Origin of the sequence: Cysteiniphilum sp. 19S12-1 (genome assembly GCF_052030685.1) — a bacterium.
In the GTDB taxonomy this organism is placed as follows: domain Bacteria; phylum Pseudomonadota; class Gammaproteobacteria; order Francisellales; family Francisellaceae; genus Caedibacter.
In genome coordinates this window covers 1-12,070 of record NZ_JBQAJM010000044.1, presented here as the reverse complement: position 1 = coordinate 12,070, position 12,070 = coordinate 1, and the positions used below count along the sequence as shown (strand labels likewise).

The window sequence follows — 12,070 nt, the reverse complement described above, 5'->3', positions numbered from 1 at the left end:
CGAATCAAGCAAGTTATCAAATGTATTTAAAAATGAAACATGAATGTGAGAAATTTAAAAGTGCGTAACTTCAGTAAATTGACGTAAGAAATGATGTGTACTAATGGTTGGTGCGGTAATGATTAAATTACATTTGTCTAGCTACCGGGGGTTACCTCTCCCCTCGCGGGAGAGGTCGGCAAGCTTTGCTTGGCGGGTGAGGGGGTGAATATTAAATCTTTTCAAAAACAATTAAAAACTTCACAAACCGATGCAGAGGTTACGTTATGGTATCATCTTAGAAATCGGCAATTGTCAGGATATAAGTTTAGGCGTCAAGTGATTATTGGATCTTATATTGTTGATTTTGTTTGTTTTGAAAAAAGACTGATTATTGAGTGTGATGGTGCTCAGCACAATGAAATTGACAAGAAGAAATATGATGCATCAAGATCAATGTATCTTTGTGAACAAGGGTATCGAGTCTTGCGCTTTTGGAATCATGACATACTAAAAGAGACAGAAAATGTATTGGCAGATATTTATCAAGCGTTACAGCAGTGAGATATCCCCCTCACCCACATTGCTACACAATGCGACCTCTCCCGCAAGGGGAGAGGTGATTAGATTATTATTTTGTGGAATAAACTTAGGGTATTAAAAAAATGAAAATCGCAATATTAGGAAATGGACAGCTGGCACAGATGTTGATGGAAAGTGCTCAAGATTTAAATGTAAGTATTGATACATATCCTTTGCCAGACATTGATCGCTATGGACAAAGTACGGTTGAGGAGATAAACCTGTGGCAGGGTAAGCTTCAAACTTATGATGTTGTGACGTATGAAATTGAAAATATATCGGTTGATTTGTTGCAGGCAGTATCACAAAAAGCGCGTGTTTTCCCAACAATTGAAGCCTTAAGTGTGGCACAAGATCGTCTGTTAGAAAAAGATAATTTTAAACGACTTGATATAAACACCAATGATTATATGGCGGTAGATTCTTTCGCTGAACTTCAAAAAGCTGCCAAATTATTAAGCTTACCGTTTATTATTAAGACAAGACGCTTTGGCTATGATGGCAAGGGGCAGTTTATAATTAAAACATATGAGTGTTTAGAAAAAGCGTGGAACACCTTGGGTGAGCATGCTCTTATTGCTGAGAGCTTTGTGCCATTTGATTATGAAGTATCACAAATTGCGTCACGTGACCAGTTTGGGCATATTGCTTTTTATCCTTTGGTCAGAAATGAGCATCGTGATGGTATCTTGCGCGAAACGCATGTGTTGATTGACAATAATGAGCTAAGTATTGACGCGCAAGAAGCGGTGAAGCGTTTGCTTGAGCATTTTGATTATGTAGGCACATTTGCCGTTGAGTTTTTTGTTAAAAACAATCAGCTTTTTGCCAATGAAATGGCACCTCGGGTGCATAATTCAGGGCACTGGTCAATCAATGGTGCTAATGTAAGCCAATTTGAAAACCATATGCGGGCAATCAGTGGTGAAAATGTTGCTAAGATCAAAACATTAGCGCGACATATAGTAATGATTAATCTGATTGCTGAAGATGTGCCAGATATACAATTACCTGTTAATGGCTACGCCAAAAGTTATGGCAAGAGCTTAAGAGACGGGCGCAAGATGGGTCACATTAATATTGTTGATAATGAACTAGAAACATTTATTAATAGTGTTAATATGATCTATCAAAATATTAAGGCAAAACCGTGTTTGGAGGAATTTTAAGTGTCAGAGAATTTAAAGACAGCTTATTTTGCCGCGGGTTGTTTTTGGGGTGTCGAGCATTACTTTGCGAAAGAAAAAGGCGTTATCAAAACGGCGGTTGGCTATATGGCGGGTCACACTTTGAGTCCCAACTATAATGATGTAAAAACAGGGCAAACTGGGCATTTAGAAGTCGTTAAAGTTGAGTATGATCGCAGTGTCGTCAGTTATGAGGCTTTAGTGAAATTGTTTTTTGAGATTCATGATCCAACGCAACAAGATGGTCAAGGTGTTGATATTGGCTCGCAATATTTAAGTGCGATTTTCTATACAAATGACAAGGAAAAAGCAATTTGCCAGCAAGTTATTAATTATCTTGAGACTCAGGGTTTAACGATTGCAACACAATTGATTGATGCCAGTCTTCACCCGTTTTGGTTGGCTGAAGACTATCATCAACAGTATTTTAATAAACACGCTCACTTGCATGTCTGTCATCGACGTGTGAAACGATTTGATTAACGATAAATGAAAAATAAACAGCAATAGCATGAGAAAGAATATGTTTGAAATAAATGAGAATATCGAAAACTATTATGATTTAAGCCAAACAGTGCGCGAGAAAATGCGCATGATTGATGATATGGCAGATCAGTTGGGTGAGCTTTTGGATTGGAACTTGACCGTTGATTTTCAGATTATTAATCAAGAGGATAAATCATCATTGTATGGTGTATCAATTATCGCAGGGGAATCTGATGACGACGAGGCACCGGTGTTTTTCTCAACAGCATCAGCAGATGAGGCGTTGATTCGCTTACAAGTTTATTTGGAGTTGATGGAGAAATTTGAGATCAGCAATTTAGCAAGATCAGAGGAATATTACCAACAGTCATTGGATAAGCTGGCGCATTATTACAATGAGTCCTGTGATGATTTATTGCATCAAATCGTGCTTGAGAGTTTTTTTGAGTTTAATGAGAGATTAGCTGACAACTAGATTGCATATAGCTATTCCATTAATGTATAAATAAGTTGCAGCTATGTTGTTATAAAATTATGTTGTTATAAATTATGTTGTTATAAAATAAGGAAAAAGTTCATGCAATTACCTCATTGCCCACAATGTCAAAGTGAATATGTTTATCAAGACGGAGAAATATTTGTTTGCCCTGAATGTGCTTATGAATGGCAAGTCAATGCTGATATAGAAGAAGCCCCTGATGTCAAAAAAGATGCGTATGGCACGCCTTTACAAGATGGTGATAGCATCACTGTGATTAAGGATCTTAAAGTCAAAGGTTCATCTTTAGTCGTGAAAGTGGGCACAAAAGTTAAAAATATTCGGCTAGTGGATGGTGATCATGATATCGATTGTAAAATCGATGGCATCGGTGCGATGAAATTGAAGTCGGAGTTTGTGAAGAAGGCATAAAATAGCTATTTATTCTTTGTGAGTTTGCTTGATGGAATTTTAGAAATTTAGTACTGTTTCTAATAGTTCAAAGGAGTGGGAGATCAATTTTGGAAACGTTAACGGATTTGAAGGCAATTTTAACTTCAAAGAGAGCAAACTTATATTATCTAGAGCATTGTCGGGTCATGCAAAAGGATGGTCGTGTTTTGTATTTGACGGAAGAGGCAAAAGCAAATCAATACTGGAATATTCCCATTGCCAATACCACAGTGATACTTTTAGGAACTGGAACATCAATTACACAAGCAGCTGTGCGTATGTTAGCATCTGCAGGTGTTTTAATCGGTTTTAGTGGTGGAGGTGGTACGCCTTTGCTTATGGCAAATGAAGTCGAGTGGCTATCACCACAAAGCGAATATCGACCAACTGAATATGTGCAAAATTGGCTAAAATTTTGGTTTGATGATCAGAAACGTCTTAAAGCAGCGATCACTTTTCAACAAATGCGTTGTCAATTTATAAGAAAAGTGTGGCAAGATGACGTTGAAATTTCAAAATTTGGCTTTTCATCCAATACGTTATTAACAGAAATTCAAAAAGTTGAGGCGCAAATTCAAGTAGCCAAAGATATTCAAAGTTTATTTAGTATTGAGGCGCATTTTACCAAACTTCTGTATAAGCAGGCTTCAACCTTTGCTGATATTGAATCTTTTAAACGTGATCGCAATATTGCAGGGGACTTAGCTAATAGCTTTTTAAATCATGGTAATTATTTAGCTTATGGATTAGCAGCAACGACCTTATGGGTGTTGGGCATTCCACATGGTTTTGCAGTGATGCACGGAAAAACTAGGCGTGGCGCTTTGGTTTTTGATGTGGCTGATTTAGTTAAAGACGCTATTGTTCTACCAATGGCGTTTATCAGTGCTAAAGAAGGAATGATAGAGCAAGAGTTTCGTGGCATCTGTATTAATAAATTTACCGATCATAAGGCACTTGATTATATGTTTGAATGTGTTAAAGAAGTGGCATTTTATGATCAAAGCGAAATTTTATAAAAAATATAGCATAAGACATTATTTGTCGCATAGATTATGTAGTCTAAATGCAAAAGACACGTGTGTTATGTTGACTACTAAGTAGTTACATGACTCATATACTAAGCTAAGTAAATGGATAATTGGAGAAATCGTGATAGTCACCTTTATTAGTGAATGCCAGAAGAAAGCAATTACGCGCACAGCGCGTGTGCTGGATGCTTTTGCCAATCGTATTGGTAGAAGAACATGGCAAACGCCAATCACAGAAGAGGGGTTGTTGGCGGTTAAGAAACTATTACGTAAGACAGCAACTAAAAACACTTCAATAAGCTGCCATCGAATTGTTTCGCGCTCAAGAGTTGAGTTGTTATGGACAGTGGGCAATACCGATCAATTTAATCATCAGGGGATGGTTGCGGTTAACTATACATCAAAGGAAGTTATTATGGATAAATTGCCAATAGAGACGAATCATTTGCTAGCTAATACACATTCACACTCTTTAGGTAAACATTTATTTGCTGTGGGGTTTATTGCGTATCAGCTTTTAGATTCATTACAAATTAATAATCAGAAGCTTAAGCAATCGGCTTTTATTGCAGGTATCCTGCATGATTTAGGGAAAATTGATCCAGTATTTCAAAATTGGGTGCATAAAAAACTTGAGAAAACTGCGGATGACTATTTGCCCGATGATGGGGTTCATGTTGATGCCCCTAAGAAATTTTCATTTGAAAATCATCCGAGGCATCATGAGTTATCATGGGTTTTTGCTGAGGCTTTACTTAAAGGGAGCGATCTAAATAACAGTCAGAGAGCCCAGATAGCGCATGCTATTTATTGGCACCACACCAAGCCTTACAGAAAAGATGATAAGTTCACAAAATCAGAAGCTATTTATGCGATTTTTAAAAAATCATTGGACAAGGATAAATTTGAAGATATTTACTACACAGCACGAACAGTACTTAAGGACATTGTTGCTCTGGCAAAAAAGTTTGAAACACAAAACTTCATTCCGAGCTTTTGTCAATCCTTTAATCTGACATCTGAATCTCTACCAGATTATAAAAAATACGATGAATGGGCCGATGTGATCAATGAGTTTCAGGCTAATGTTCAGGAAAATGCGCTTAACAATCTGGTAAGAGCAGCGGTCATTAGTGCAGATCGTTTGGTTTCGGCATGCTCAGATGATGATTTAGAAGAGTATTTGTCTGAAGGGTCTTTATCGGATCTGATTAATAAAAATTTAAGACAGGAACATAGTGACCTGAAAATTGGTATTGAGCGTTGCTTACAAGGTTTTGAAACTGCTTACCCAAATAGCGAACGCAATCAAGCGCAAAATAAGGCAGCAAGCATGCTCGCAGAATTGAAGCAATTTGCTGCAATTAATGAAACTGCTAATATTGGTGTGTTGCAAGGTCCTGCAGGGTGTGGGAAAACTAAAATTGCCCTTGAATGGGCGTTAAAAACTAATGCAGAGAAGATTATTTGGGTGTGCCCTCGAGTACAGGTTTGTCTGGGTTTATTGTATGACTTAACTGGAAAAGAATATTTAGCAAACAGGCAAATAGAAATATTCACGGGCGAATACAAAAAAAATTTGAGTAATGGTGTGAGTTTTAATGATGCACCTGATACTGATGAGGCGGATTATTTTAGTGGTGATATCGTAATAACGACAATTGATCAGGTGGTAAATTCAATACGTTCTCATAGCCATATAGACACATTCGTAGAGTTTATGCGTGCACATGTGGTTTTTGATGAGTTTCACGAATTTGTTAATATGACTGCTTTTAATTTGTTGTTTGCTGAATTGATTGAAGCCAAAAAGCAACAAGGCGAGAATGCCAATACTTTGCTAGTATCTGCGACGCCACACTATTTCTTTCTAACAGAGTTTTTGAAGATCCCAAAAGAAGATATTATTAGTATCGATAGCTTTAATAATTCAAAGTATCAGATTGAGTTTAAAAGCTATGATGAAAAAGAAGAGATCAATCCCTTGATAGCAGATTCGCAAGAGGGATGTACTTTTGTTATTACCAATACGGCATTAGATGCACAATTGGGATATTTACAGCACCATGCGGCAGAAAATAGTGTGCTATTACACTCAAAATATGCCAAGCAAGATAAAGCCTATTGGTTTAATCAGGTGTTTAATAGTTTTAAGCGTAATGGTGAGCGAAAATATGATGTGTTGCGCAGCGGTCCCATTGTTCAGGCATCTCTAAATATCACGTGTGACCGTATGTTGACGGAGATTACCTGTGCCGAAAATTGGTTGCAACGTTTAGGACGACTTGATCGCTTTGGAGAAAATGAAAATATTAATCCATATGTTACGGTGACACCAAAAAGTTTGGATATTGAGGGTAAAGGAAGCAGTGGCTGTGCAAAGTTTTTGAATCAGTTGTGCATTAGGGAGAGTACCAAGGCGTGGTCATCTTTTCTGAAAGACAAATTGGCAGATCAAACAATAGTAACCATCAACCAGCTGTATCGTATTTATCAAGAGTTTTACGATGATCCACAAAGTAAAGAGGCAGTTAGGCAAGACTTTCTATTGTCGTTAAAAAAGAGTGTGAAGTTAATTAATGATAAAGTGATTGATCCAATTTCTGTTCCACCCAAGTCAAAACAGCAGCAAGGTGCCATAAAAATATCGGCAAATTCATTGAGAGGTGATAACCGATTTGTGCAGATGGCTGTGTGTGAGATAGACAAAGATATGAAGCTAACCTTTACCCAAAGTTATGCTTATAGTGAATCATTTAATCTGGATCAGCCGCAGGCTGCATTGACGGAGTCAATTGAATCTATGCGCGGTTATGGTGAAGATGATGCTAATCTTGTACAATTTATGCAGAAAAAACACCATAATATAAAACAGTCAGAGGGCTATAAAAAGTCACGAAATGAATGGGAGCTAATAAAAGAAGCTCGCTCACCTGAATTTCCTATTTATCTGAGTTATACACCAGAAGACCTTGAGATAGTTAATAGTAAGCCACATCCGCAAGCTGTATATTACCTTGTTACAGGCAGACAACCTGTTGGGGCTATGCGTATTAGTAAATTAAAGAAAATCAACCAATCAGTTGATGTTTCAGAATAAATTAATCAAAAAGAGGATATAAAAATGGAAAAAATTACAGGTATTAAAAGCGTTGATTTTAAAATCACAGCATTGGGGCATGGTGTGGTCAATTGGAATGGACCAACAACATTAAGCAATGAAGGTCGTACGGTTGATAACCATACTTTGCCAAAACTTAGGGGGTATACAAACCTTACGGGAAAAATAAAAGATGAGACAGGGTATAAATATAAAAAGGAGGCCTCGGATATCAACTTTAAGGAAACTCCGCTGTATATCAGTCAGAACTGTATTCGTCACCACCTATTCCGTGCTCAGGCATTTGATCTACATTTTGCGGCAGAAAAGAATTTGGAAAAAGTATTATCCTCAATCACTGGGTTAATCCGAGGCTATGTTGTACCGTCTAGCCAGTGTAAGCGTACAAGTCCATTACTTTTAGAAGATTTTGTTGATCAGTTGGGTAACGGTAATTTTGAACAGTTTGGTCAGGCTGGAGAGCGAGATAGCTCATCTTTCTTTTCTAAAACTACCTTCGGTGATACCAAATATATTTCCTACGGCTCAATTAGTATTGAGCAATTGCAGTTTATTTCGCTTGATAATAAGTTTGATCGTGCAGCTATGGTGATTAAAGATGATCAGGGAGAATCCCTTGCAAAAGAGATTGAGGACTTTATTAAAAGTCTCAATAGTGTACTAAACCCTAAAGCTTCGTTTCATACGAATTATGTGCGTAAAGGAACAATATTCGAAGTGGGTGAAGCTGGAATTTTGCTGAACGAAGACTCTGTACAAGCGCTAATTGAAACCACATTAGAAATGCTTGGAAATCTATCAATTCGCCAAGCGAAGTCATATATGTATGTTGATGAAATTGTAGTAGACTACAATGACAGCAATCAGATGATGCGTATTAAGCGGGCACCGGAGCAAATTGCACTACAGCCAGAAAGCCATTTCGCCACTTACTTCTATGCAAAATAAGGATAAGAAATGAAAATTGTCATTGACTATGAGGCATCTTGGCGCAACTCGTTTTTAGATGGTGGTAACGATGAGCCATTGCCTAAAAAAGGGAGAAATTTTGTTGCTTCGATGACTGAACTAAGCAAATCCCAAAACTTTATATCTCGGCAAGTCACCAATAATACTGTGATGGGAGTGTTGCATAGGTTGATTGGTGATCAACGAAAACTCTATCAAGCTAAATCTGAAAGTGATGGAATAAAAAATTACTTCGCCGATATTGAAAGTAGTATAGCTTTTGAAGACAATCCTAAGGTAATAAGTCAGGAGATTGCCTACATTCGAAATATGAAAGGAAGTACAGATCAAAATGCATTTACTGGAATGATTCGAGTTAATGACCCAATTTTTCAGTCTGATTATTCTCCTTTATTTTGGGGGGTGTTAGGACTAGAGCCCACTGAATTGTTTGATTTTATTCTTGAGAATCGTTACGCACCTGTGGGGGTTGCGCTTGATCCCTTAGGAATTATGAGCATGCTTGAAAAGATCAAAAAACTAAAGCCAGTTGATAGTCAAAGTAAAGCAAAAGAGGCTGCAGAGTACTTGCAAACTCAATTTGAAAAGTACAAACCATTGAATTCCAAAGGACAAATTATTTTACTCAGCATGTATTGCTCTGCTTTGTATCTTCAATTAGAACGCCTTGGAAAAATATATGACATGCAGACAGCAAAATCGAAAATGGGAGGAATAAGCGGTATTTCAAACAACGGTTTTACCCCGAAAGACTTTATGGACAAATATACTACTGGTTCAAAAAAGTTGATATATGGCAATCCCTATGTGAGAGAAGAATTCGTCAAAGGGGAAGGTAAGGTAAAGCATTTACTTTCAAAAGCTTCTGGTCAATTAGTCATTCACTTAAATATTTCGTCTGAAAGAGCTGTCGAGTTGAAAACAATGATCGACAATGCAGGAGTTTCAGCTTTTTATTTAGGTAAAAAAGGTCTTGCTTATGTTTCTCATATTGATATACGTTAAGGAGATAATATGAATTATTATTTAAATATTGTTATCAAGCCTGATGCGGAAATGCGTCTAAATTTTTTATTAAATAATATCTATACCAAGCTTCATAAAGCGCTTTGTGATCTGAATTTAACTAACATTGGAGTTAGTTTTCCCAAGTATAGCATAACGCTAGGCAATGTATTACGTATTCATAGTGATCGAACAACTTTGCAAAAATTACAAAATTCAAATTGGATAGATGGAATGCATGGTTATTGTAAGATAAGTGAAATACAGTTAGTACCAGCAGGCGCTAAATTTCGCACCATCTCAAGAGTACAAACTACCATGAGTAATGCAAAGCTAAAGCGTTTGCAAAAGCGTGGCTCAATCTCAGTAGATGAGGTTAAACAGTACAAAGCAAAAATGTATAATCAAGGTTTAGATAACCCTTATCTTGAGCTGGTGAGCGCATCAAATGGGCATAAACATCGTCGTTATATTGCATTTGGTGAGTTACAAGATCATCCTACTTCAGGTCAGTTTGACTTTTTTGGTTTAAGTAAGGAGGCAACGATTCCATGGTTTGATTAATTTGTCATTAGCATGGGGTTTTACCCAAAATTTTTATCGTTCTTTAACAATCTAATAAAATCAAGGCTTTTGGTGGTGGATGAAAAATATTGGTAAAAACAAAGTAATCGCATTATAATCCATGTGCTGTAAGCGTCTTACGCATTAAAATTGCTGTTCACTGCCGCATAGGCAGCTTAGAAAATCAATACTTTCGCCATGATGTTTTATACTAAGTTCACTGCCGCATAGGCAGCTTAGAAAGTAAGAAGTCAGGAAAAGAAGCAGGGCATGTTGTTCACTGCCGCATAGGCAGCTTAGAAAGTAATAAGTTTGACAGTACAGAGCAGGAGTACTCGTTCACTGCCGCATAGGCAGCTTAGAAATTGCTCCAGTCTTATTATCGATACACTGCTTGGTTCACTGCCGCATAGGCAGCTTAGAAAATCGTAGTGCATCCGTACCTTGCGCTGTTTAAGTTCACTGCCGCATAGGCAGCTTAGAAAGAAGAGTTGTGTGAGCAGTACGAATTCTATGAGTTCACTGCCGCATAGGCAGCTTAGAAATATCTGATACTATATCACTAGGTAGCATTCTAGTTCACTGCCGCATAGGCAGCTTAGAAATAAACCACTATTTGGTATTATTGGCATATTATGTTCACTGCCGCATAGGCAGCTTAGAAAATCATTTAATTTGCTGCATCTATCATAGTTTGGTTCACTGCCGCATAGGCAGCTTAGAAATAGTAAATACAAGGATTAGACTGGTGATGAGCGTTCACTGCCGCATAGGCAGCTTAGAAAATTAAGGATAGAGTACATGGATGATTAAGATGGTTCACTGCCGCATAGGCAGCTTAGAAATTATAAATATAAAATTGATGAGGATGGCTTGAGTTCACTGCCGCATAGGCAGCTTAGAAAATTCATCAAAATCAATCGTTCAATATCACAATGTTCACTGCCGCATAGGCAGCTTAGAAACTTGCATTTAACTCATGATGCTGATGTTAATTGTTCACTGCCGCATAGGCAGCTTAGAAAAGTTCAAGTACCAAGCACCTCAATACATTGAAGTTCACTGCCGCATAGGCAGCTTAGAAATTGAAGCTGCTAAAGCTCAGGGCAAACCTTACGTTCACTGCCGCATAGGCAGCTTAGAAAACTTAGTACCGTCATATTCTAATATTTCGTTTGTTCACTGCCGCATAGGCAGCTTAGAAATAGTGATATAGTATCAGATAGACCGTTTAGTAGTTCACTGCCGCATAGGCAGCTTAGAAATATCTGCATTGATATTGATGTTCAATCCGCCAGTTCACTGCCGCATAGGCAGCTTAGAAATGAGCGTCGCTTTTTTATTAGCAGTTTAGATAGTTCACTGCCGCATAGGCAGCTTAGAAATAAATACTTTTCTTGCCATTTGCCACCGCCTTGTTCACTGCCGCATAGGCAGCTTAGAAACAGATGGTAGCTGATATGGTAGGTATAGGTAGAGTTCACTGCCGCATAGGCAGCTTAGAAACCTAAATAAGTAGATGATCCGTTAAAGTTTATGTTCACTGCCGCATAGGCAGCTTAGAAAGTCCGTATACATGCAAACTTACGTATGTCATTGTTCACTGCCGCATAGGCAGCTTAGAAAATTAAATTTGAATAGTATGGTTCTTTATTTAAGTTCACTGCCGCATAGGCAGCTTAGAAAACTACCACCATTACCACCCGCACAAGCAGTAGGTTCACTGCCGCATAGGCAGCTTAGAAATATGGCATCTATAATATCTTGATCTGCACCACGTTCACTGCCGCATAGGCAGCTTAGAAATTTAATTCCTTTAATTCCATCTGCCGCATCACGTTCACTGCCGCATAGGCAGCTTAGAAAAAAACAACAACGCCCCACACTAACGCACCAATGTTCACTGCCGCATAGGCAGCTTAGAAAGTCTTATTATCGATACATTGCTTAATAATCTTGTTCACTGCCGCATAGGCAGCTTAGAAAAAACAACAACGCCCCACAATAATGCACCAATAGTTCACTGCCGCATAGGCAGCTTAGAAAGTCATTTAATTTGTAGCCAAGCTGTCTTAATAGTTCACTGCCGCATAGGCAGCTTAGAAAAAACAACAACGCCCCACACTATTGCACCAATAGTTCACTGCCGCATAGGCAGCTTAGAAATTTAATTCCTTTAATTCCATCTGCCGCATCACGTTCACTGCCGCATAGG

At 38.0% G+C, this 12,070-nt stretch carries 10 protein-coding genes and 1 CRISPR repeat array; all 10 genes read left to right on the top strand.

The genetic code is table 11. From position 1 onward, the window contains the following. The first annotated feature begins 204 nt into the window (after positions 1–204). Positions 205–543 (top strand): endonuclease domain-containing protein, encoded by a 339-nt coding sequence (locus ACTS4L_RS10480; RefSeq protein WP_440617739.1) that lies wholly within the window; start codon positions 205–207, stop codon positions 541–543. Between the two features lie 101 nt (positions 544–644). Further along, the gene (locus tag ACTS4L_RS10475; protein ID WP_440617738.1) at positions 645–1,730 is read left to right on the top strand and encodes a 5-(carboxyamino)imidazole ribonucleotide synthase; all 1,086 of its coding nucleotides are present in this window, start codon (positions 645–647) and stop codon (positions 1,728–1,730) included. Then, entirely contained in the window at positions 1,731–2,231 is a 501-nt protein-coding gene (msrA, locus tag ACTS4L_RS10470; protein WP_440617737.1) for a peptide-methionine (S)-S-oxide reductase MsrA, read from the top strand. It abuts the gene before it with no gap. A gap of 40 nt (positions 2,232–2,271) precedes the next feature. Continuing rightward, positions 2,272–2,709, top strand: a complete 438-nt coding sequence (locus ACTS4L_RS10465) for a hypothetical protein (protein ID WP_440652017.1) — start codon at positions 2,272–2,274, stop codon at positions 2,707–2,709. Positions 2,710–2,811: 102 nt separating this feature from the next. Further along, complete coding sequence (locus tag ACTS4L_RS10460) at positions 2,812–3,144, top strand: zinc ribbon domain-containing protein YjdM (RefSeq protein WP_440617735.1); 333 nt, start codon at positions 2,812–2,814, stop codon at positions 3,142–3,144. 89 nt (positions 3,145–3,233) lie between these two features. Next, a complete protein-coding gene (cas1f, locus tag ACTS4L_RS10455; RefSeq protein ID WP_440617734.1) occupies positions 3,234–4,184 on the top strand; it encodes a type I-F CRISPR-associated endonuclease Cas1f in 951 nt (316 codons plus the stop codon). A gap of 133 nt (positions 4,185–4,317) precedes the next feature. Beyond that, a complete protein-coding gene (cas3, locus tag ACTS4L_RS10450) occupies positions 4,318–7,296 on the top strand; it encodes a CRISPR-associated helicase Cas3' (RefSeq protein ID WP_440652016.1) in 2,979 nt (992 codons plus the stop codon). Positions 7,297–7,320: 24 nt separating this feature from the next. Next, positions 7,321–8,265 carry a type I-Fv CRISPR-associated protein Cas7fv gene (gene cas7fv, locus ACTS4L_RS10445; RefSeq protein ID WP_440617731.1) on the top strand — a complete coding sequence of 315 codons (945 nt, stop codon included), beginning with the start codon at positions 7,321–7,323 and terminating at the stop codon, positions 8,263–8,265. Between the two features lie 9 nt (positions 8,266–8,274). Next, positions 8,275–9,291 carry a type I-Fv CRISPR-associated protein Cas5fv gene (gene cas5fv / locus ACTS4L_RS10440; RefSeq protein WP_440617730.1) on the top strand — a complete coding sequence of 339 codons (1,017 nt, stop codon included), beginning with the start codon at positions 8,275–8,277 and terminating at the stop codon, positions 9,289–9,291. 9 nt (positions 9,292–9,300) lie between these two features. Further along, positions 9,301–9,855, top strand: coding sequence for a type I-F CRISPR-associated endoribonuclease Cas6/Csy4 (gene cas6f / locus ACTS4L_RS10435; protein WP_440617729.1), 555 nt, complete (start codon positions 9,301–9,303; stop codon positions 9,853–9,855). A 155-nt stretch (positions 9,856–10,010) separates the two neighbouring features. Continuing rightward, positions 10,011–12,021: direct repeats of the CRISPR family, unit length 28 nt; unit sequence GTTCACTGCCGCATAGGCAGCTTAGAAA. Between the last annotated feature and the right edge of the window lie 49 nt (positions 12,022–12,070).